The following is a 22,994-nucleotide window of genomic DNA, read 5'->3' as shown; positions in this document are numbered from 1 at the left end:
AGTTCCGTGATGGGAAGGGCAAGAAAATGTGAGATGGCGCACATTGCGCTCTTTTGGAGACTTGACCAGGAAATCCCCTCGGATATCAAGCCGAGTCAATAATTCGGCTGTCTCTCTACGACGACTGACGCTACTATTGGCCGTGTCCACTGTGCCAACTCTTCTTCCGTCAACGCCGGACCACCAGCGGCCTCAACCACTTCTGGCGGGAATTCTGGCAGTTTGTCGTAGTTGACCTTTCGCAATCGTTCACCCGGTTGCAGCGGCGGACCGCCCTCCTCCATGTAACGGCGGATGTGTTCCCACAGCGCCACCTGATTATTGTCACTCCAGGTGCCGGTCATGCCCAGGCTGACCATCTCATCCACCACCTTCGGGTTCTCATCCGTCATGCAGAGCAGTTCCATGGCCGTTTCGGTGCGGGCCACGGTCCCACCGGGCACATCCAGCCGGCGGTAGGTTCGTACGGTAACATTATCCCAGGAGTAGGTTTTCATCTTACCTGGCTTCCCCTTTTCCCAGAACTTCAGGAAATTCAATGGTTTCACGGGAATCACATGAACTTGCCGGGTTTTTCGGTTGAATAAAGCGGGATGGTCGGAGGGGCTAAAAAAGGCTCGGCGAATAAAGACAATGCCAAGGAGGGTAAACAGAATAGGGAAAATCAGAAAAAACAAAAAAAGATAGATGCTCACAGAAAGCATAGGAACAATAGCATAGAGAGAAAAAAGTCCAGCAGCAATGCCCCCCCCTCCTCCTATTCCTAAATACTTCGCGACCCCTTCCCCCATAGAAATTCCCACCTCAATCGCCTCAGGTCGGACCCGCAATACCGTTCTATAGCTGACCGGTTTCAAGTGGAGGGATTGTTTCTTGTCATTGGGCATTACCCTCAGCGGGGCCTTGCGTGCATAGATATTCCGTTTACGCTGAGCTTCGGTAAATTCCAGCTCCGGCTCCTCTTTCCGCCATTCTGGAATCAGAATGCCACGTTCCTTATCGTCCACGGGCATGGTTGGCCTGCTCCCCGATGACGACAAACGCTACTCTTGTGGCCGTGTCCACTGTGCCAGCTCCTCTTCCGTTAACGCCGGCCCGCCGGCGGCCTCGACCACTTCAGGCGGAAATTCCGGTAGTTTGTCGTGGTTGACCTTACGCAACTGATCACCTGGCTGCAGTGGCGGACCGCCCTCCTCCATGTAACGGCGGATGTGTTCCCACAGCGCCACCTGATTATTGTCACTCCAGGTGCCGGTCATGCCCAGGCTGACCATCTCATCCACCACCTTCGGGTTCTCATCCGTCATGCAGAGCAGTTCCATGGCCGTTTCGGTGCGCGCTACCGTGCCACCTGGCACATCCAGCCGACGGTAGGTGCGGGCGGCAACCTTGTCCCAGGAGTAGCTCTTCAACTGGCCGGGCTCACCTTTTTCCCAGAACTTCAGGAAATTAAGAGGCTTCAATGGGATAACATACACCTGCCTGGTCTTGCGATTGAATAAGGTCGGATGATCGGAGGGGCTGAAAAACGCCCGGCGAATAAACAGCGCCCCCAATAGAAAAAAAGCAAATCCAATAATCGAGAAAAGAATGTGTGTCCAATCTGCTGCTCCTATGAGAGGCTCATAGAAAATAATGAAGAGTCCAATTAAAACACCTGCAACGCCAAATAGACCCAGATATTTCGCTGTCCCCTCCCCCATAGAGGTTCCCACCTCAATCGCTTCAGGTAGGACCCGCAAAATCGTTCTGTAGCTGGCTGGTTTCAAGTGAACAGATTGTTTCTTATCATTGGGCATTACCCTCAGCGGGGCCTTGCGCGCATAGATATTCCGCTTACGTTGAGCTTCCGTAAACGTCAATTCCGGCTCTTTTTTTCGCCATTCCGGAATCAGAATGCCATGTTCTTTATCGTCTACCGGCATGGAATCAGCTATTCCTCTCTCAGTGTATGATTGACCAATGGAGCTTCTGAAGCCGTTGGGTCCCCGTAGATCAACACCTCGGCCCATGCCTCCTCGTAGACCTCAATGTCCAACTGGGCGGAAAGCTCCACGGTCCAGAAATCGTCTTCCCGCTTACTGTCATCCTGATCTGGGTTTACACTCTCCATGTCGTTCTCGAAGGTGTCCCGCCGGGCCGCCACCAAGACGACATCACCGGTACGATGGCTGTAGTTTGCCACCAGCGCGTCCTTACCATCCTTACGGCGGGCAATGATTCGCACCACCCAGCATATATGACTCTCCAGCGCCTTCGGGGTGACGATGCGGGCCCAGGCCTCGCGCATCATCTGTGGGCCGGGCCGTTCACCGCGAATCAGTTTGCCCGCATCGCGAACCATATTGAGTGGGTTGACCTGATGAGCCAGGGAGCGGCCGTAGTTACTCATGTTGGTGAAGCGGCTTCGAAAATCGAAATCCACCCGAACGCCCAGCATCAGAGCGTTCAACTCCCCTTGTTCCCGGTCAAAACTTCCCCATTTATCTGAGGCTTTTCCCCATAGGCTGCGGCCTGCCCATTCCTCTGTGGGGGTATCCTGTAAGGCCACAGCGATAAAGCCCGCTATAATACCTAGTGCGACTAGAATCAATCCCCATCCAGTTACGGAAAGTCCCAGAATTGCTACTTTACCGAACCCAAAAGCAGCGGCTGCGCCAGCAAACCCAGCTCCTAGAAGAAGGGAGCCCTGGATACGCATTGCAAATGCTGCATCTGCATCCCCTCTTTCGGATACGGAAATTGCTCTAAAAATTGTCTGCGCACCATCAATTAATGCCGCCGCAGCCCCCACTATCCCCGCCCCCTTTTTCAGGCTTTCCTTCAGGGCCGACTTAGCGGCTTGCTCAGCCATCTCCACTCCAAGAGCAAGAAAGGCACCGGAAAGCCCCAATCCCGAAGTCAGCAAGCTGGTGCCAGCCTGCTGCCGTTCCTCCGCATTACCATGTTTGAATTTGTCCCAGGCATCGAGCAGGGCCAGAGAGGAGAACACACCAGAACCCACTGCCAGCAGGGCACCGCCATTGCTGGCCAGGGTCACGCTATTACGGGCCAAACGGTCGAGCTGGGTTCGGGTCACCAGCCGGGCGGCCCCCTGCCAAGCTTGGTTCAGGTTGGCCGCCGCTGGCCGCAGGATGAAGTTGCCAGCCCGGGCCATGGCAGCCGCGCCTACGCTGGCCCCTGCCGCAGCCCGAGATGGCAGGTCTGTGGCACCCTCCAGGGCGTCGCCGATAGCATCTGGCACATCACTGGCCCACAGATACACATCCACCAGAGCATCGCTCATTGCGCTGGCACCACGGGCCTCCAGGGCGATGGCGCCACCCAGCACCAAGCTTTGCACTTTCTCGCCTCGCACCTGGCCCGCAAAGGTGCGCATGGCGCCTTGCAGGGTGCCCATCTGCCGATTCCAGAATCGCGTGGCATCGCTCAATGACATCTGTACTTTCAGCAGCGCTGGCAGTTGGTTGCCGCTGCTGCGTGCGGCTATTACTCCGGACAGGTTACGCAACTGCTCGCGGAAGGCGGCGGTGATTTCATCCCGTTTGGCTAAGCCCGTGGCCACGGCACCGGTGACCGTCAACACCGGGCTGACCATGGCGGTGAGTCCAATTTTCAAGTGCGGCAACCATCGGGCAATGGTCCGGCTTTGCGGGCCGAGCGCCTCCGGGTCATCTTTTAGCGCCTTTTCCACTTCGCCGATGATGGACTTGAGCTGTCCATAGGGGCCTTTTTTCTTCGCCACCCACTCCTCAAAGGCGCTTTTCTGGTTGCCCAGCAACGCCCTCAATAACAGATTTTCCTTGTCCTCCGGATCGTCGGTAAGAAAGTTCTTGTACCATTCCAGGCCATTATCAGTAAGGTGCCCGGCAAAGGTCAGTTTGCTGACGCAATCGCAATAAAAGACGCCATCGACGATGCATTCCTCGTCGAAGTCATTCGCAGTCACCTGCTTCCGGGCGGTGCAATCCAGCCAGGCGAAATAGTCGGCTTCCAGCTCCGCCAATCTGAGCTGGTCCTCCTTCACCTTGTCGTTGAAAGCGGTGAGAAATTCCTTGTACTTGAGCAGCCCCCCATTCCCGGGTTCCAGCTTGTCGAGCACATTCTTTTTGAGCCTTTCCGTTTCACGGTCGATGCTGCTGTTGGTGGGGAGGCGTACCGTGCTGATGTTGTTCCGGTAATCCTCCAGTTCCTGGCTGGACATGCCCGTGTAAGGCACCACCAGGTCGAACGTGGCTTCTGGAGGAAGCTCGCCGGATTCTTGCTTCCGCCGGAATTCCTCATGGGTCATTCTTATGCCAGGGCCGCGGCCTTCCCTCTGCGCATTGAATTCCGGATATTGGGTATTGAAGCCCGCCTTCCGACTCTCCGCAGAGCGGTCCAGCTCAATGAGCAGCCCCTCGACGCTCATTGCCGAGGTCAGCATCCAGTGCGCTTTTCCGGTATCGCCGTTGGCCTGCTGATTTACCCATTCCGCCGCGGTGTTGCACAGTGTGATCCGGCGCTGGGCCGCCTCGAACGTGACGCCCACTGGATCCGGCAGACTGACAATTTTTACGTCGGCGGGGCTGAACTGATTGCCATCCCGGCCAAGGATCACTCCGGCTTGTTCGAGGACGTCAGACGCCCGTTCTTCCCGCACGGGTAACTGGATGGACTCCAGGAACGGCAGTGTTCTTCCGATACCGAGGAAGCCGCCGGACGGCACCAAGGGAGGAAAGGGGGAGCCGCGCAACGCTTCGAAGGGACGCTCCGGGTCATAATCCGCCACCGTGGATTCAAGATTGGTGGTGGTAAGCGGCACAGCTCGCTCGCAGCTGGCCTCCCGGGCGTTAATGCATACCATTCTTTCCTGACGCAGGGACTCGCTCCCGGCATAGCTTTCGCGAACCTTCTCACTCCATGGGTGATCACTGAAACCGACCCAGACCCTGCCGGTGTTCTTGGCATCCGGGATGACGAACAGCATGGCCGATGCGTAACCGGCCACCCGCTCGCAACTGAAAGTCGTGTCCTGTTCCTGGCCATCCAACGGCAAATCGTCAATGGCATGGGGCGACATGAAACCACCATCATCCACCCGAAAGGCCTGCCAGCCTTGCTGCTGCGTGATCTGCGGAGTATGGGGTTCCTCGTAGTAGGCAAACAGGTAGCCCTTGCGCAATGTACGCATCACATAGCCAGCATGACGCAAGGCAGGGTCCGCCACCCCAGGTAGAAGAGGCGCCACCGCTCGGCGCTTTTGCAGAGCATATTGCTTGTCGGCCAGGCCGGGCCTTGTCAGCAACACGGGAAGCCCCGCCTTGACGCAGGAAGGGCAGCCCTGAGCCTCGCTTTCACCGCTTCCCGCGGCTATGGCAATGGCTTTTTGAGTGTACGTGCCTAAAGCGGAGGGGGATGTGGTCATGTTGCAGATTCCCTTCTGTCAATCGCTGCTCCCTGCCTGGGAGCGTGTTCACTAAGTTCCTTGCGGATACGTTCCCAACCGGAAGGGTCCTCAATTTCCTGCAGGGCTGCCTGCAGAGGGACGCCCGTTTTGCGGGACCGCTGTACCACTTCGATGACACTGGGATGTTCCGCCAGCCGAGGGTGTACTTGCAGAGTGTATCCCGCGAGCAACAGAACGTCCCGTTGGCGGCTCAGGTCCAATGTCAGGGCACCTTGGATAGCATTGCCGGCTTGGAGCAAATAGTCCTCAGGCAAGGCTTCGGTGTTACCGCCGGCCCAGCCCCTCAACAACGTCTGCACCAATTGCCCCTGCTCCGCCCTCCTCCATTGTTCCATCGTCAAAGGGGGCAAAAAGTGTTCTTCAGGTTCTCGTTCCTCTTTGGGCGTCTGATACTCAATCAGGCCTCCCCGGCGGTTCAGGGTGTACCAGGCGTTGATCGGGCCCAGCAATCGGCGACGCTGACAGGAGGAAAAACTGGGCCACATCCACTCCAACACCCGTCGATCCGCCCACCGCAGATAACACCGGCCCGCTTTCGGATGGCGCAGCGTGGAAATCCGGGCAAGATGGTGGGCGATGGTGGCGGGTGCCTCATCGGAAAAAAGCCAACCGGATATCATCAATCCCTTTACGGATTCCTGGCCGCCATCGGCTTGCTCTTCATCGGCGAGCATCATCGAGTGCCGCAACCAAGTATCATCCGTGCTTTTCCATCGGATCAGATGGGGACAGTGGTCGTCAGTAATCCCCGCATAGCCAACTTTTACCACGGTCACGTCGTTTGAAACCGGAATCCGCAAACGATCCCGGGCCTGGCGCCACGTGGCCAGAAAGGGGTCAACCAGTAGATAGGCGCCGGCACTCGATTGGGCCGCCCGCGTCAATAACGAAGCTACTCCGTCATGATTTCGTCTTCCCGGCTGGGCCGGGCTCCCTGCCCTTCTCATTGTCCGCTTGCCCGCGACTCAATTGTTCCCTTGCTGTCCAGGTGGAGCCAAACCACCCGCACCCTGCTTCTATCCAGGTTCTCCGGAGCCATGAACACAATGGCGTGCTCTTCCAACTGCTGCACCGGCACGTTTCTCCATTGCTCAAAAGGAACGGGCAGACGAGTTGCTGCCTCCTTCTCCCGGATAAGCAGGCTGTATTGAGAGCGATCCCCATCCGTCAGAAGGTGGAGGTCCGGCAGTATGATGCCAACTCGTTCCGTCGGGTTCTCGTTGCCATCAAGGACAAATCCACACTCCGACCATTCCGGTGTGCTCACTTCGGCCAGGCGATCCAGTGACAAGGAGCCATCGTCGTGACTGACCAGCCGCTCCACATTGCGAATTCGGACCCGGCTGCGACCATCAGAGTCCCGGCTGAATAGCAAAGGCCCCGCAATGGATTGAACCTGGACCTGATAGGAGGGAGGGCCTTCATCAAGCAGCAAGTGCCCGCCTTGATACTCAATGGTGACTTCCTTGCCGCCGGTTTCGGAGGTGCCGCTGATAATTCGGGTTTCAGAGGCATGCGCTTTGAACCAAGGTAAATCCGCTTTTGCTACCGGCTCTTCCCACGGGGGCGCTGAGAGGGTCGGCTCAAACTGGCGGGCCTCTCCAAGGAGAGGACATTGGCTATGTGCCGGGCTGGAAAGCGAGAATATCAACAGGCCTGCGGTGGCGACGAACGGATTCGACCTTATCAGCGAAGCCATCAGATGTTCTCCCCTTCAAATACCTTGCGGTAGAAATGAAATCGCAGAGCGTTTCGCCTAGGCTTCTTCCATTCATTGTCTCGAATTTCATAGTGCATCACCCAGTCAACGAAGCTCAGCCGGGTTCGCTCAAGGTATTTTCCCGAGTTGTAAGCATTGAGCACCTTGCCGTATGTCGATCCGCCGACGTTGTAAGCCATATAGGTGATATCGGCACCATACTCTTTCCACTCAGACAGAAAGAATCTGCCCGCCATCTCCAGCATTTTGGTGAAAAAAGCGGCGTTCCCGGTCACCATATAATAGCTACCCCAGGACTTCTCCGCTAAGGTGACATCGAGATCACCCAGTATCGATGCACCAAACCCACGCCCCCCAAACCGGTCGGCCTGGGAAATAAAGTGCTGATAGGAGTTATCGAAATCGTTGAGAATCAAACGATTGTCGTTTTCCCCTTTTATATGCGTAGTCAAAAAATCCGCACCCAGCCCCGACCACGCTGTTGCGTAGGCGTAATACAGCTTTGCTCCCGTCGACGAACTCCAACCGCCTTTGGGATCGAAGCCGCTTTCAGGGTCGCGAAGCCATTCGCTGCTGTATTGCTCGACAATACTGTCACTCCCATTGACCTTCAGTGACCCTTCCGTCTGCCATTTGGCCAACAGCACCGCCAGAGGCAGTCTCGTATCACCGATGTTCTCCACCGCCTCCATGACCCAGTTCACCCTTTCTCTCTTAGCCCTCACTTTAAATGCGGGATTGGGGTCCAGGTTGTGGTAAGCGCTTTGTTTCGTCAGCGTGTATCCGAGAGCATTAATTCTCTCATTCTGAGAATTCAAAGAAACGACACTGGTCAAATCAAGGCGCTCGACAGTGTTGAGGTCCATGAGATCAGCACCGTGTGCTTCTTTGAGCTTCTCATTGAATTCCCCGAAGCAGGTCACTGAAGGTTTCAACCAGGAGCCTTTCGGGAATATTCCTTTGTCTTCCATGGCAAGGAACGCATAGATGGACTGCAATGCTTCGCGGGTATAGGCAGTTCTCTGAGGGTGCCGGTACTCTCCTGTATCCTTGCGCATCTCCGGTTGTGACGGACGCCACCCGAAATCAATTGAGCACGGTTCGAACCACCAGGATAACCGGTCCCGCAACAAGTGCACTTGCGCACTCTGTACAACTTCAAAGGGTTCCGCGCCCGCGGGGCCGATCTGCACCTCAAATATTCGTTCCGGAGACACTTCGCCTCCTTGTTTCAAGGACAGATCCAATGACGCCAAACCTGCGGCGAAGTCGCCCTCACCGATGATGCCGTCATCGTCCGTATCCACGACCCGCCAATGGATTTCCGCACGGTCCATGGACTCGTCCAGTTCAGGTGATCGGTCCTCTCCCAGTAGGTCGAATTCGATGGTCGCACTCTCTTCCGGCTCCAATGCCCGCAAGCACAGTGCGGCGTTTTCCCCGGGCGAGGAGGAGGGATCAACCGGGGAATAAGCCACGTAGGGTAACGCGTCCTGCTTGGTGCCGGCGTCCATTACGTAGAGGCAAACATTCAGCTCGGGATCATCCACTTCGATGATCTTGCGTTCCCGGTTTTCGATAGGCGAAGTTTGGGAACCTCCCAAGAGCGAAAAGGTTGTCATGCCTGCCTTCCCCCAACTTCAATCTGCAGATCTTCAGAGTCACCGGTGACCACGATATGGGTTGAACCGTTCTCATCGGTTATCCCCTCCTCTACCGAACCATCCGCGCGGATAACACGATAGGCTCGGTTCGCCAGGGGCTGTCCCGTCTTTTTGGAGCGTAGAACGAAGGCTTCATCGAACTCTGTAATCCCGGCGGAAGAAGATTCCATGAGAAACGCCGCACCGCCGGCCGCCGCCTGCGCATCGCCTTCCGGGCAAGCTTTTAAATTGCCCGCACTCAAGGGCGCGGCCTGCGCCGAAGCGCTTGCCGGCCCAACAAACTGCTTCATCGCTGCTTGCAGATGCACCCCTCCCGGAGCACCCAGCTCGATGTTGCCGCCATCGAGTTTAAGATAGGCGCCGCCTGAGGCGAGCAGGAGGGGCTGGTTGGGGGCGGCCAGGATGGCCTGGCTGTTGGTGCTGGCCAGGGCGACGTCCTGGGCGGCGGCGAGGGTCACGGGCTGTTTCGGGGCCCGGGCGCTGACTTTGCCTTGGGCGGCGTGCAGTTGAATTCCGCTTTCCTGGTTGGGTTTGCCGCTGGCCGGAGCGGCGCCGTTGTTGTAGAGGCTCAGCCCGCCGCTCACGGTCATTACCGTGCGGTTCTTGCTCATCCAGTTGATGTCCGCGCCGCTGACCAGCGTGGTGGTGGTACCCGCTACCCAGGTCTGTGCCTGCTGGGTAATGCTGGCCAGCCCATCCGGGCTGGTGGCGACGATCAGCGGACGGGACCAGCCGGGCGGTGAGCCGGCACCGCCCTGCTCCCCTCCAGAGCCGGAACGGGTGTCTTTCAGCGTGGTTAATACGTGGCGCAATGATTGCTGGGAAGGCAATTCGTCGGCTTCGCCTGTCTGCCCGGCGTTCTGGTTGCGTGCGGCGTCATTGAGGGTTTTCAGCAGGTCCGCATTACCCTGCAGCCGCGCCTGGGCGCCATCGGTGCTCATTTGCCATTGCCCCGCCTCCGTGCTGAGCAGGACACCTTGTCCAGCCCGAAGGGCGCCGCTGGATACGGTGCTCAAGTCGGCGCCAAAACCTCTTTCTCCTTGCCGCAGGTTGTCTTTCCCGCCTTTCAGGTGGCCCAGGCTCAAACGGCTCTGATGTTGGGTGCTGCCGGCTTCGGCACGGGACTGCCCCTCGCTACTGTCCATCAGTATCCATTGGTGGCCGCTGTTACCTTGCTGGCTGGCGGAGAGTGCCTGGCTCTTCAGGCCGGTGTAGACCGCTTTATGATCGTTGCCATTGAACCAGGGGGCGGCATTACCGGTGGCCCGGGCGTGACCGCCACCCACCTGATTATGCTGGGCTTCGTCGTTGCCCTGACCGTTGAAAACGGTACCGATGGCAACGGGCCTTTCCGGCTGGCCTTCCAAAAACAGGGTGAGACTTTCCTGCCCGGTTCGGGGCACGGCGACACCGCCCCAATCCTCGCCAGCCCATGGCGTCAGCGTGCGCACCCAGGTCCAGGCGCCCGCGCTGGCCGGAGCGTTGTCGATGCCGCTTTCAGGGTGGGATTCCCCACTACTGGCGCCTTCGCCCCGTTGCCAGGGGTATTGCACCTTGATGCGATGATCACGGTCGGTGTGCACCGGTGTATTGTCCGCGGTTACCACCGCACTGTGCAGGCCCCGGCCACGGATCCGGGACTGCCCATGGCGTGACGTGGTATCCATGGGACGAAACGGCGTATCCACTTGTAGAGCAACGAAACCGTTGCGATAAAAATCAGACTCTGGGGCGCTATCCAGAGACGGTAAGGCGTCGTCACCGAGAGGCTCTGGCGCATCAGGAAAGCCAGGCCGTGGCATCTCGAACCGCTGATCGGCTTGCGCCATCAGATCCGAGCTTAAATTGTTGCGGGCATGGTGTGTCGCCGCCAGGCAGAGAAAGGTGGCATCCTCTGCGTATCCGGGGTGCTGGTGAAGCTGGAATTGCCCGCCGGGACGCAACCGCCGCCAGGTTCCATTTCCTTCCACCCGTTTCCCAGCCGCTTCCAGAACTTCAATGTGCCGACGGCCGCGCCATTCAGTTTCCGCCTGATTGTGCCAGGCATAGGCCGTGGGGCTGTCGTCATCCTCCGCCCGTGACCAGGCCATATCCGCGCTGCTTTGTTGCGAGGATAGGGTTTTCAGCGATCGGTAATCCCAGGTGGCCCGGCGGACGCCAGCGGCATGGGCGCAGCGTCCCGGCCGCCATTGCTGGATGGCGTCTTCCTGCTCGGTGACATCACTGCGGTGATAACGGATCCCGCCTAGATCCGAGAAAGCGCTGTTATAATCGGTGATCACCAGTGTATGGCTGCCCGGCACCTGGAATTCGCCGGCCTCCTTGGGCGTGCTCTGACCTTCTTCCTCACCCTGCATATTCCCCTGATGCTCGAACCAGAAAAACAGCCCCTGCTCCGACAGGATCCGGATCATGAACGCCAGACCATCTTCCTCCAGTTGCGCGGCGAGGCTGTGCCGGAGGTAAAGCGCGTTGTCCGCCAAGTCCCATCGCCAGCGAGGCGCGACCACGCCGCCACGGGCCGCCAGTCGCCCGAACAAGGTGTCGAGGGCTTCCATGACAGTCATGTCCTGATAGACATGGCTGTCCACCCACTGTTGCAGGAACACTGTCCACGGCTCGATCACCAACGCATATCGGGCCAGTCCGCCGTTGCTCTCCAGATACTCGAAATGGGTGACATGGCCATGGAAAGGGCGGCGATCCGTCCGTGAGTCCGCGGTAAGCAAGGTGAGTAGAACCGGCTGCCCGAGCAAGTCGTCCGCTTGCAGGCGGGCATCCACCGACAGTGCCGTAATATCAAAACGAAAGCCGGCGCCGGCGTCGACACCGGCGCCGGAAACCGCCTCGATACCGTGGCAATTCTCCGGTACCAGAACGTCCGGTCCCAGCGGAGTGTGGAGCTGCAATAAACGGGCTCCCTGCCCCGGCGCGGACAACGCACTCATCAGACTGGCAATCACATCCATGTCAGCGGTCCCTGATCGATTTTCCCGTTGCTTCACTCCGCGTAAGGCAGCGCTATCAGCGCCCGGCTACGCGGAGATCCGCTCCAACTGAAGCGAAGGCGACTCGGAACAATGGAGCTGGTGATTGCGGCCGGCGATCGTCAACACGATCAGTCTTACGTTGCTGACCAGACGCCCGGCCCGATCCTGAGCCTGTGCCGGCGCCTGAATCCGCCACGGCATATGCTCCATCATGCCGAGCAGCTGACGCGCCTGATGGCGCTGTTCGATGGGGGATTCCACCAGTAACTCGACCACATGCCCCGGGGCCACGCGATGCCAGCGGCGCACCTCATCCAACGGTCTCTTCCGGCCGATGCTCGGGCCCGCGTCGCAGTTGGTGATGGCTTTTTCCTGATCCACTCCGTAGACGCTCATGATTCACTCCTGTGATGAAAGGACAAGATTTGTGGAGACTCGGCTCCGGTTGACGGCACCCCTTCCGGCGTTACCGTGTATTGAAAATCACCGTTATCATCCGCGGTCACCCGGATACCGGCTATTTTAGCGCCCTCGGCCATGGCGGCGAGGACGGACTCGGCAATTTCCGGCAAAAGCGTGCCGTTGAGAATGTGATCCACATTGCGGGCACCGCTGTCCACCTCGGTGCACCGGGCCAGCACCGATTCAACCAAGGCGTCGTCCCATTCGAACAAGGCGCCATGGTTCTCCGCTACCCGCCGTGCGATGCGGTTCAGTTTCATCTTGATGATACGCGCCAGAACGTCATCGCTGATCGGATAGTACGGCACTACTTTGAGCCGCCCCAGAAAGGCGGGTTTAAAAGCCTTGTAGAGCACTGGACGCAGCAAATCATGGAGCGCGTCCGGGTCCGGTAGTGAGTCAGCTTCCTGGTTCAGACAGGATTGCATGATTTGCGAGGAGCCCACGTTGGAAGTGAGGATGATCAGGGTGTTGCGAAAATCGATTTCGCGCCCTTCGGCATCATCCATCACCCCTTTGTCGAAAACCTGGAAGAACATTTCCAGCACATCCGGATGCGCTTTTTCCACTTCGTCCAGCAACACCACACTATAGGGATTGCGGCGCACTGCTTCTGTGAGCACCCCGCCTTCGCCATACCCTACATACCCGGGCGGCGAGCCTTTCAGGCCGGAAACCGTATGCGCTTCCTGGTACTCGCTCATATTGATGGTGATCAGCTTGCGCTCGCCGCCGTAGAGGATGTCGGCCAATGCCAGCGCGGTTTCGGTTTTACCCACGCCGGAGGGGCCCACGAACAGAAACACACCTCTGGGCTTGTTCGGATCCTCCAAACGGGCGGTGGCGGTACGCACTCGCTGTGCGATGGCGTCCAGCGCATGTTGTTGCCCGGTAACGCGCTCCGCCAACAGGGCGGACAGATTGGAAATCGTCGCAATCTCATCCTTGACCATGCGGCCCAGCGGGATACCCGTCCAGTTAGAAACGATCTCCGCCACCACCGAGCCGTCGGCTTGCAGAGGTACCATGGGCGCGTCACCTTGTACTTCCCGCAGCCGGGACAACAGCTCCGGGATGCTGTGGCCAGAATCGGCCTGGCCGGGGACCGCCGTTTCTTCCCGGCCGTCCCGTAGCCGCTGGATGCTCTGTACCAATGCCACTTCCTGGTCGAGGCGCTCCCTCAGGGTAGCGATACGGTCCTGCGTCTCCGCCCGCTCGCTTTGCAGATCCGCCAGGCGGTCTCCATGGGAGGCCCCGGCCTGTTCGTCCCGTGACAGAGCCGCGATTTCCTGCTCCAGGCGCTGCAAATGCTTGTCGGCGTCCTCGATAGCGGCGGGGGTGGCGCCCTGCCCAAGCGCCACCTTGGCGCAGGCGGTATCCAACACCGATACCGCCTTATCCGGCAGTTGCCGCCCGCTGATGTAGCGGTGCGACAATCTCACCGCCTCGGTAACGGCTTCGTCGAGGATGCGCACGCCAAAATGCTGCTCCATCAGCGGCACCATGGCACGCAGCATGGCCGCGGCCAGAGCCTCGCTGGGCTCGTCTACCTTCACGACCTGGAAGCGCCGGGCCAGCGCCGCGTCTTTTTCGAAGTAACGCTTGTACTCGCTCCAGGTGGTGGCGGCGATGGTACGCAGCTCGCCGCGGGCCAGTGCCGGCTTCAGCAGATTGGCGGCGTCGTTCTGGCCAGCCTGACCGCCGGCACCGATCAGGGTATGGGCTTCATCGATGAACAGGATGATCGGGTGGGCGCTTTTCTTGACCTCGTCAATCACCGTCTTGAGCCGGTTCTCGAACTCGCCTTTGACGCTGGCGCCGGCTTGCAACAAGCCCATATCAAGCACATGCAGCGCCACGCCTTTCAAGGGTTCCGGCACATCGTCGGCGGCGATGCGCAGTGCCAGCCCTTCCACCACCGCCGTCTTACCCACCCCGGCCTCACCGGTGAGGATCGGGTTGTTCTGACGCCGGCGCATTAGAATGTCCACCAACTGGCGGATCTCACCATCACGGCCGATAACCGGATCAATAGCGCCTTCCCGAGCCCGGTCGGTGAGATTCTGGGTGAACTGATCCAGAGCCGGCGTCTTGCCAAGCGCTTTGTCCTCTCCTTCCTCACTGGGCGCGTCTTCCGTCAGAGGTGCATCACGATGCCCTTCCTCCGACCCTTCCGTCATTTTGTCGAAGTCGTGCTTCAGCTGCTCAAGATCAAATCGGGTAAATAACGCGGAGCTGCGCTGCGCCAAGCGGGACAGATCCGGTTCCGTCAACAACGCCAGCAATAGATGCCCGCTGCGGATACGGGTGGTGCCGGAATCCAGCGAGGCCAGCAGCCAGGCATGTTCGAACAGTGTCGGCAGATGCGGAGAGAACACCGGGGTGCGCTGATTACCGGTTTTGAGTCTTTCCATTTCAACGCGAAGGTCTCGTTCCAGTGCATCCGGCGCTATGCCGCTACGGCGTGCCACCAGAACCAGATCGCTCCGAGGCTGCTCCAGCAACGCCACGAACAGGTGTTCCAGGTCGACTTCATAGTGCCCTGCGGCCATGCACAGGCTGGCGGCTCTCTCCGCCGCCTGCCGGCAGCGGTCGTTGAGTTTGCTGATCAGTGTTTTCAGGTTAATGCTCATGGCGCGGCTTACGCTCCTTGCCGGTCATCGTTGCGTCCTTCATTGAAGTGTATGGATACCGTAAGTCGTATCCGTGCGGATGCCGGCATCCTGGCGTGTGGACAGGAACCCGTCCCAGCCAAGACGCCCGCCCCGCTCCGGATCCCCCAGCAGGCATCCGTTAATTTCTTCCGCTTTAAGCACCAGGCGAACTTCATACTCGAGGCTGGCACCGGTCAGCATGGTCAACCATTTTTCCAAGGCCTGGGCGGCTTCGCCTCCGGGCAGGAAAGCATCAAAGCTTCCCTTCTCCAGCGGCCCTACCACCAAACGCATCCTGAGATCCCGTTGCCAGACCCGCTCGCCGGCCACGGCGCTGACACCCAGCCGGGCGTTACTTGCGCCCAGACAGGTACGCTGTTGCTCGGGAATCTCATACCAGGCGCCAACGAACTGCTCTACTTTGACCGGCACCTGGAAGTAATCGGTCAGCAAACGCTGCATCTGCACCGCTGCCACCGGCCGTTGCCCCACCGTGGCGGCATGGAAGGCCACCGCCTGATCCGGAATCGCGCCCGGAGCCTCATTCAACCGGTCTCGCAGCCCGGGTACGCCCACGCCGGCCAGCGACAATAGTAATGGCAAGAAGCGCTCTCGCTGATCCAGCTCATACTGAATCGCCAGCCGGTACTTCTTCCAGGCCCCGTAATGCAGCGCCACCGCCCGGTTGGTAAAAATATCAAGAAAGGCGCGGGCGGCCCGGTCTCGCTGAAAGATCTCCCGCTCATGCAGCCATTCACCATAATGCCAGGGCAAGGCGCCCTTGACGCCAAGCAGGCCCATGAAACTTGGCGTCATCTGGACTTTGCCCAGTTTTTCCATGGTCAGGGTGTAATCCACCGCCCCGGGCCGATCCAGTCGCTCCCCCTCCTCCGACCAAGCCTCCAGCTTCTCCAGTTCACTGGCCGGAAAGCCCAGAGACAGGCTGCTGCCAAAGCGCATATGCCGGGCCACCGCGTCGTCATCGGCACTGCACGTTTGGCGCTTGAACAGCTGCTCGATGATCCGCACCGACTGGAAAAAACCAAAACGGTGAGGCTCACTGAGCAACTGCTGGGCTATACCAGCGTCGATTCGCCGCTTCGGGGAGGGCATTGAATCAGTACCTCATTGCTTTGGCGGGAAAGGATATTCAACTGGGTGAAGCTGTTGGCATGGACATAAAGGCCAAAGAAACGGTCCAGGGCAGCCACGAAAGCCGACAGCCCGGTGCCGACGAAACTGCTCTCGTCGATGGTGAGATTGATTTCCACGCCTCTTGCCACCGCCGCGAAAGGCCGGCCCGGTAACCAGCTGGTAACCGGGCGGTGCTGCACTTCGACCAGCCCTTCAATCTGGCGCCGAGCCACCGCCGCCGAGGACAGATCGTAAAGTGACAGCATCTCTTTCAACGCTGGCAGGCCGCTGCCAGCGATCGAAAGATGATTGAGGGATAAATGGGAGATCAACCGCCAATGCGCGTTTCTGCCGCCGATGAAACGGCGCGGGCGCGAGGGCTTGCGCAACATGGTGATGCTTTTCACCGAAGTGTCGGTTTCCATGGTCAGATCACCACCGCTGACGCCGTAGGCCAGGTGGCTGGGCAGATCCCGGTTGGTGCAGGTCAGGTCCAGCCCCACCACATCCGTCTTGGGCACGGTCGGGTTGAAACGCAGATCGACGAAGGTGATTTCGGTTTCGTAGCCGGGACTCTGCTCGGCCAGTTCCTCATCCCGTCTGGCGGTCCAGTAAAGCCCCTCACCACCGGCATCCTCGCCATGGTGCAGGGAATAGAACGGGCGGAATGTCTGGATATCCTCGCCCAACGGCGTCTGCCGCACCCGCTTTACCGTGTCGATGGAGTAAATCTCGTGAGCAAAGGCATTACGGGCGTCGGCCACCACCGGATAGCTGGCCTGGCGTTCATGCACGTGGATCGGCTCACCCCGTTGCCGGAAAAGATTCACCACCGGTGAACATCCCAAAAGCACATTGTCCTTGCCGAGGCCTTCAAGTAACTGCTGCTGCTCACCGTCGGTGTGTGGCGCATTCAACGCGAAATGGACGGTGAAGCTACCGGATGCCGTGGACGACAATGTTTTTATATCAAGGTCGAAGAAACCGAATTTTTCCGGAAAGGCAAACAGTTCAGTCAGCAGACGATACGCCGGGTGAGAGCGGCTCGGATAATCAATCAACGATTCCTCGTCGTCGAATCCAACCTGCCGTATCGGTGTCTGATCCACCGCGAGCCACCGCCCGCTGTCATCCGCTTCCACGTAAGTGGCGCCTATGCCATAGGCAAGCGCGTCGCGAAGGGCGGCACAGAAGGAAGGCTCGCCGTCGGTGAACAGTCTCAGGGTATCAACGCCAAGAGTGGCGAACGACAATTGCGTGGAGGCCAGCTCGAATCGTAGAGAAAGTTGCCCCTGCCCCGCGCCAACGCCACCCATCGCCATGGGGGCCCGCATTACCGGGCGGTAGGAGGCCTCGGTGAGAACAATCGGCACCAGCGTGACATCATAAGCGGTGCGAAAGCGGCAATTTACCCCTCGTACCGGCCGCGAACGCAACGCCGTGCCGCGCGGAATGCGTAGTGGCTCGCTGAGTGTCGACAGAGCATTCCCTACATCAAACCGGGCAATCGAGCACGATGGGAATGGACGCAGGTAATGAGGATACAGAACTTCAAGCAGCGCATCGGTGAATTCCGGGAAGTCGTCATCCAGCTTTTTTGAAATACGCGCGCTCAATAATGCGAACGACTCGATCAGCCGTTCCACATGGGGGTCTTCACTGACGTCCGCCGACAGCAGCAGACGGCTGGCAATCTTGGGATAACGCTCGGCGAACTCCTTGCCATACCGGCGCAGAAAGCCGAGTTCCCGTTCGTAATAAGGAAGCAGATCACGCATGTTCAGGACACTCTGGCGTTACGACGGAATCCGCTCACCGAGTACTGCAGCGTCGAGGGCTGCAACATCGCATCGAAGCTGACAGGCTCCCGCGCGGGACGGATATCCAGCAAGGCGTGAATGGTAAAGTGGAGTCCGCCACCAGGTGCATTGCCTTCATCCAGGGTAACGGTGACATCGTGCAACCGGGGCTCGTGACGGGAAATCGCGTCCTCCAGAGAGCGGCAGATCAGCGCGCGGTCATAGGCGTTGACCAAACTCATGGCGGAAAAGTCTCGCAACCCATAAACCATCAGGGATTTCCGGCATTGCGGAAAGGCATCGAACAGGGTTTCCGATAACGCCATGCGGCTATTGAGCAGACCTTCCAGGTCTCTCGCCACGGTTTCCTTGTACTGTCCCAACGAAGACGCTTTAAAGATATTCTGGTCGCCCGGCTGTTTCGGCGCGTCATCAAACAATTTGTCGAGCAGGCTGGGTTCCAGTCCCTTATCCCATCGTTTCACGCTCATCCCCTTATTCGCCCTGACTGCATGACATTATCGGGATTGCGCCAGTCTCACCGCCCACTCCCTGGTTCGGTGCGGCCAAAAGTGCGGTGGCGCCCGGCCGGACGCCACCACCGCCCATCAGAATTGAGGAGCGTTTTTGTTGAGGTTCCACTGGCCCATGGTCTTACCACCAATTCCGCCTTCCGGTTTCTGCTGGTTATAGGTCCAGCGGATGGCGGCAAAGCTGAGCAGTACCACTTCCTGGGGCAAGCCATCTTCACCGATGGTGGTGGTCACCCGGTGTACAAGGACATTCTTGAGCTCGACCTTGTAGTAGTTGATGGCGTTGCCGTCCTTGTCGGCACGCATGAAATCGATCTCGGCCTTGGCAAAAGTGGTCCCGTTGGCACAAGCCTGGCACAGCACGGTGCTGGACAGGTCGATGGATTTGACCACTTCGATCGGGCCGAAGCTCACCCGCTCCGCGGTTTGGCCACCAGAGCTGGACGCGGTGGGAGCACGCGGTTGCAGGATGTCCTGCGAAAACGATTGAATCTCGATCCATCCTGGATGCTTATCATCATTGGATTCGCCTTTAATGGAATCGATGTTTAAAAATGCATGTTGCATGTCAAGTTCCTTCCTTCATGCGGTCTAGACGACGCCATGCCGCCCATTTCCGTTGCCCCTTCTTTGGCAACTCATTAATCGGTCCGGCAACGGCACCCCGCCACGCCGGACCCCGTGAAATCGCTATGACTTTTTGGCGGAAGCCGGGAGCTCCGCCACCAGCCGCAGCGATACAGACAGTTCATCAAGTTGGAAATGCGGCCTGATGAACGCGACTGCCCTGTAGGAGCCCGGCTTGCCGGGCACTTCCGAGACCTGGATGGATGCTTCGCGCAGCGGGTACTGGGCTTTGGCTTCCTGAGTGGCGTTGTCGTCAAGGAGCACGTACTGGGAAATCCAGCGGTTAAGAAATTCTTCCACATTGCCGGCGGAGGCGAAGCTGCCGATCTTCTCTCTCATCATCGCCTTGAGATAGTGGGCGATGCGGGATACCGCGAACATATATTGGAGCTGCGCGGAAAGAATGGCGTTGGCATTGGCGGCGTCGGTATTGTACTTCTTCGGCTTCTGCGCTGACTGAGCGCCGAAGAAGGCGGCATAGTCCGTGTTCTTGCAATGCACCAAAGGAATAAAACCAAGATCGCTCAATTCCTTCTCACGGCGATCGGTAATCGCCACTTCGGTGGGGCACTTGAGAGCCACCTCACCATCGTCGGTGCGGAAGGTATGGGTCGGCAGATCTTCCACCAGACCGCCGCCTTCGACGCCACGAATGGCCGCACACCAACCAAAGTCCTCGAATGCCGCGGTCAGTCGGGTGGCCATGGCATAGGCGGTGTTACACCACAGGTATTTGCTGTGATCCGCGCCATCCACATCTTCCACGAAATTGAAGCCTTCCACGGTGGTGCCGTCTTTCGGATTGTAGGGCAAACGGCCAAGAAAGCGCGGCAGCGTCAGCCCCACATAGCGGCTGTCTTCTCCGTCACGGAAAGAGCGCCATTTGGCGTATTCCACCGTGTCGAATACTTTGGCAAGATCCCGCGGTTTGCCCAGATCGGTGAAACTTTCCAATCCCAGCATGTCCTCCGAAGCCGCGGTAATAAACGGCGCATGGGCTGCCGCGGCCACATGGGACATCTGCTCCACGAAGTACATATCCTGAGGCTGTCGGCCAATGGCGTAGTCGCCGATCAGGGTCCCGAACGGGGCGCCACCAAAGGTGCCGAATTCCTCTTCATAGACTTTCTTGAACAGAGCGCTTTGATCGAAGTCGATGGCGGAGTTGAAGTCGCGAATCAGATCCTGTTTCTTGGCGTTGAACGCCTTGATCTTCATCATCGAGCCAGTGGAGGTATGTTCGCAAAGATAGTGCAGACCGCGCCAGGTACTCTCGAGATCCTGAAATTCCGGTGCGTGCATTACCGCGCTCAATTGCTCGGAGATCAGGCGATCCAGTTCGGCGATACGGGCATCCAGCGTCATGTTGAGGTTGTCGGACACCACCACGGTGCCTTCCATAACCTCTTTCGCCAGTTCGGAGATGATATCCTTGGCCCGGCGATGCTCCTCATCGGACTTCGCCACCCGGCTCTCTTCGACGATCTGGTCGAGAAGACCTTCGGTTTCGGTTACCGCTCCCGCCTCGTTAGTGCTTGCCACCTCTTTTCCCATGGTCATCACTCCTGATCGTCGTCGGTGCCGCTGTCTTCTCGCAGCGCCTTCAGTTGCTCGGTGTTTTTCAGCACGTCGGAAAGCAGGTCCTCCAGCTTTTCGTTGCCGATCAGTTTATTGCGCAGGTCCGCCAACTTGGTGCGGGACTCCAGTAGACGGCGCAGTGGTTCCACCTGTTCAACCACCGCTTCCGGACGGAAATCTTCCATGGACTTGAACTTCAACTCGACCCCGAACTCACCGCCCTCTTCCGTAAGCTTGTTCGGTACCCGGTAGACCGCCCGTGGCGCCATGCCTTCCATCACTTCGTCGAAATTATCCATATCCACGTTGACGAACTTGCGATCCTTGACCTTAGGCTGCGGCTCTTCCGGATTGCCGCTGAAATCACCCAGTACACCAACGACAAAGGGCAATTCCTTCTGTTCTATGGCATCGCCCTTCTCCACGTCATAGGTGAGCTGTACTCGCGGCGGACGTACCTTCTGAAGACGTTTTTGAGTGCTATCCTTCTTGGACATGGAGCTATCTCCTGGCTGAATCGACGGGGCGGGACTCAATCACCGCCAATACCACTGAACGGATCGTTGGCGCTGCGTTTGCTGACCGTTGTCTTGGGTTTGGGGGGCGCGCTGACACGGGGTTTCGGGCGCGGCGCCGGGCGGCTGGCGCGGGCGCTGCGATTATCCTCCTCGTCATCAACCACCGGCTCTTCACCAATGGCGGTTTTCAGCGTATCCGCCAGCGCCCTCGCTTCGCGGCGCGCGGTTTCGGAACCCAGAGCATCCCGCTCACCAAGGCGCTGCAAGGACTGGCTGGCGATGCGCAAACCGCTCAAAGTCAGAATGCCTTCCGCGATCAGATCACGGGCATCCCGCTGCAGCGCTTCTTCAGCGGCGACAATGGCGTGGGCGTAGTTATTACGATCGAACTGGATCTGGGCGATACGAACCCAGGGTTCCTTGCGGGTGGGGTCTGCTTTGGCGGCATTGGCGAACGACACCAGCGCGACGTCCACCTTGTCATTGCTCAACGCGCCTTCGGCGCGCCCCATCTGCTCACCATATTCCGCGGACTTGCGACCGGACATCATGCTGCAAGCGCTCAGCGTGGCAAGCATGATCGCCACCGTGACAAGACGTATTAGGCGTTCCCTGTTCAATACCATCTCTTATGTCTTCTAAGGTTATGTTTTCCGTCCGCGCCTGCTTTACCGGCAAACGGACGAACCATAATCAAAGAGCGACAGGAAAACGGCGAGTCAGCGCCGGAGCGCTTGAGTGATGTGGGTTCAGGGGAAAAGAAAAATGAGGTATTAATCCAGTCCCTGGACATCGTACTCCGTGTCATCCCTGCTCTCATCAAAAGGCCTTCCGATCTTCACAAACGTGATACGCATCCCCGCTCGATCGGTGGTTACCGCCGTTCGAAGCCACTCATGCATATTCATGCTAACGCGCATGAATGTCAGCTTTGTGACGAAAAACAACGGCATGGCCAATTGGGCCGAGTATAGTGGGCATGTCCGACCTGTCAAGCGAGGCCGGATTTCACCGTCGTTTGTCGCCGTACCATAGTCATGGATGCACTGGGCCGGCCGACACTAAACTGCTAAAGTGAACACCACCAAAACACGGCCTTTTTCAGGATATAACCAGGACTTTCTACGTATGGATACGATGCGCCACCAAGTCCCTCGCTCTTTCTTTTTTTTGAACCAGTTCACAAAAAATATTCTTCTGGCCGCGCTGTTGATATCTCTGCAAGGCTGCGCGTTACTTGGCTCCGGTGGCCCAAAGGAAACCGTCATTCCGGTTCGCCTCTATGGCGGCGACAATCTGAATGCCGGCTCCGGTTATCAGGCCTACTCCCTGGTGGTACGAATTTATCATTTGCGCGACACTCAACGTTTTTACGAGGCATCGCTGCAGGATTTTCTCGATGATGACGCCGAAGCTCGGGCCTTGCGCAATGATTTGATCAGCGTCAGCGAAGTCGTCTTGACGCCCGGTGCTCATCATCTGATTGAAGCCCGCGTTCCGGAACAAGCGAAGGCAATCGGTGTTGTGGGGCTGTTCCGCTCTCCAGCGAGGGAGCGTTGGCGCTTCGCTTTCGATGTCACAGCAAAGCCCGTCATCAAGTCCGGGCTTACTCTGGGTTTTCATGCCTGCGCGGTGACCAGCGACGGCACCGGCCTGATCCGGACACCGACCGGTGATCCCGCCAGTCTGGTGGCCGTGAGATGCCCTGCGTTGCCGCGCTGAAGCCTTCGCCGGCGTGAATCCATTATCCGTTGCATCCCCCGAAGGGGGCCGGTAGTCTTGCGCGGACAGTCAATTAAGGACGAAGCCCGACGCTAACCGCGTGGAGCCGGATTGATATCAAGGGAAGATACTGTGTCGCATGTC

At 58.4% G+C, this 22,994-nt stretch carries 17 protein-coding genes; 1 reads left to right on the top strand and 16 read right to left on the bottom strand.

Features of this window, described 5'->3' with window-relative positions:
• Nucleotides 1-95: 95 nt before the first annotated feature.
• The 16 genes from RYH70_RS10085 to RYH70_RS10010 all read right to left on the bottom strand — a co-directional run bounded on the left by RYH70_RS10085 (nucleotide 96) and on the right by RYH70_RS10010 (nucleotide 21,706).
• Entirely contained in the window at nucleotides 96-1,013 is a 918-nt protein-coding gene (locus tag RYH70_RS10085; protein ID WP_317010142.1) for a DUF6708 domain-containing protein, read from the bottom strand.
• Nucleotides 1,014-1,043: 30 nt separating this feature from the next.
• On the bottom strand, nucleotides 1,044-1,925 hold the full coding sequence (locus RYH70_RS10080; RefSeq protein ID WP_317010141.1) for a DUF6708 domain-containing protein: 882 nt from the start codon (nucleotides 1,923-1,925) through the stop codon (nucleotides 1,044-1,046).
• A gap of 8 nt (nucleotides 1,926-1,933) precedes the next feature.
• Nucleotides 1,934-5,407, bottom strand: a complete 3,474-nt coding sequence (locus RYH70_RS10075) for a T6SS effector BTH_I2691 family protein (RefSeq protein WP_317010140.1) — start codon at nucleotides 5,405-5,407, stop codon at nucleotides 1,934-1,936.
• Nucleotides 5,404-6,225, bottom strand: a complete 822-nt coding sequence (locus RYH70_RS10070; RefSeq protein WP_233925863.1) for a DUF4123 domain-containing protein — start codon at nucleotides 6,223-6,225, stop codon at nucleotides 5,404-5,406. The genes RYH70_RS10075 and RYH70_RS10070 overlap by 4 nt, the downstream gene beginning before the upstream one ends.
• A 167-nt stretch (nucleotides 6,226-6,392) precedes the next feature.
• On the bottom strand, nucleotides 6,393-7,148 hold the full coding sequence (locus RYH70_RS10065; protein ID WP_022995912.1) for a hypothetical protein: 756 nt from the start codon (nucleotides 7,146-7,148) through the stop codon (nucleotides 6,393-6,395).
• Nucleotides 7,148-8,791 carry a hypothetical protein gene (locus RYH70_RS10060; protein WP_080530937.1) on the bottom strand — a complete coding sequence of 548 codons (1,644 nt, stop codon included), beginning with the start codon at nucleotides 8,789-8,791 and terminating at the stop codon, nucleotides 7,148-7,150. Before RYH70_RS10060 ends, RYH70_RS10065 begins: the two co-directional genes overlap by 1 nt.
• Nucleotides 8,788-11,802 carry a type VI secretion system Vgr family protein gene (locus tag RYH70_RS10055; protein WP_317010139.1) on the bottom strand — a complete coding sequence of 1,005 codons (3,015 nt, stop codon included), beginning with the start codon at nucleotides 11,800-11,802 and terminating at the stop codon, nucleotides 8,788-8,790. Before RYH70_RS10055 ends, RYH70_RS10060 begins: the two co-directional genes overlap by 4 nt.
• 66 nt (nucleotides 11,803-11,868) lie before the next feature.
• A complete protein-coding gene (locus tag RYH70_RS10050; protein ID WP_022995909.1) occupies nucleotides 11,869-12,219 on the bottom strand; it encodes a hypothetical protein in 351 nt (116 codons plus the stop codon).
• Complete coding sequence (tssH, locus tag RYH70_RS10045) at nucleotides 12,216-14,918, bottom strand: type VI secretion system ATPase TssH (protein WP_055100064.1); 2,703 nt, start codon at nucleotides 14,916-14,918, stop codon at nucleotides 12,216-12,218. The genes RYH70_RS10050 and tssH overlap by 4 nt, the downstream gene beginning before the upstream one ends.
• 39 nt (nucleotides 14,919-14,957) lie before the next feature.
• Entirely contained in the window at nucleotides 14,958-16,052 is a 1,095-nt protein-coding gene (gene tssG / locus RYH70_RS10040; RefSeq protein ID WP_055100065.1) for a type VI secretion system baseplate subunit TssG, read from the bottom strand.
• Nucleotides 16,016-17,851, bottom strand: coding sequence for a type VI secretion system baseplate subunit TssF (gene tssF / locus RYH70_RS10035; RefSeq protein WP_317010138.1), 1,836 nt, complete (start codon nucleotides 17,849-17,851; stop codon nucleotides 16,016-16,018). Before tssF ends, tssG begins: the two co-directional genes overlap by 37 nt.
• A 2-nt stretch (nucleotides 17,852-17,853) precedes the next feature.
• Complete coding sequence (gene tssE, locus RYH70_RS10030) at nucleotides 17,854-18,363, bottom strand: type VI secretion system baseplate subunit TssE (protein WP_014994541.1); 510 nt, start codon at nucleotides 18,361-18,363, stop codon at nucleotides 17,854-17,856.
• A gap of 117 nt (nucleotides 18,364-18,480) precedes the next feature.
• Nucleotides 18,481-18,972, bottom strand: coding sequence for an Hcp family type VI secretion system effector (locus RYH70_RS10025; RefSeq protein ID WP_022995904.1), 492 nt, complete (start codon nucleotides 18,970-18,972; stop codon nucleotides 18,481-18,483).
• A gap of 123 nt (nucleotides 18,973-19,095) precedes the next feature.
• Entirely contained in the window at nucleotides 19,096-20,586 is a 1,491-nt protein-coding gene (tssC, locus tag RYH70_RS10020) for a type VI secretion system contractile sheath large subunit (RefSeq protein ID WP_026949327.1), read from the bottom strand.
• 5 nt (nucleotides 20,587-20,591) lie between these two features.
• Nucleotides 20,592-21,107, bottom strand: coding sequence for a type VI secretion system contractile sheath small subunit (gene tssB / locus RYH70_RS10015; RefSeq protein WP_022995902.1), 516 nt, complete (start codon nucleotides 21,105-21,107; stop codon nucleotides 20,592-20,594).
• A 35-nt stretch (nucleotides 21,108-21,142) separates the two neighbouring features.
• Entirely contained in the window at nucleotides 21,143-21,706 is a 564-nt protein-coding gene (locus tag RYH70_RS10010; protein ID WP_022995901.1) for a tetratricopeptide repeat protein, read from the bottom strand.
• A gap of 550 nt (nucleotides 21,707-22,256) precedes the next feature.
• Here RYH70_RS10010 and tssJ point away from each other — a divergent pair.
• A complete protein-coding gene (tssJ, locus tag RYH70_RS10005; RefSeq protein ID WP_244902760.1) occupies nucleotides 22,257-22,850 on the top strand; it encodes a type VI secretion system lipoprotein TssJ in 594 nt (197 codons plus the stop codon).
• Nucleotides 22,851-22,994 lie beyond the last annotated feature (144 nt).

Origin of the sequence: Alloalcanivorax xenomutans (assembly GCF_032810065.1) — a bacterium.
Lineage (GTDB): Bacteria > Pseudomonadota > Gammaproteobacteria > Pseudomonadales > Alcanivoracaceae > Alloalcanivorax > Alloalcanivorax xenomutans.
The sequence above is the reverse complement of the archived record's forward strand: the minus strand, read 5'-3'. Positions and strand labels throughout refer to the sequence as shown.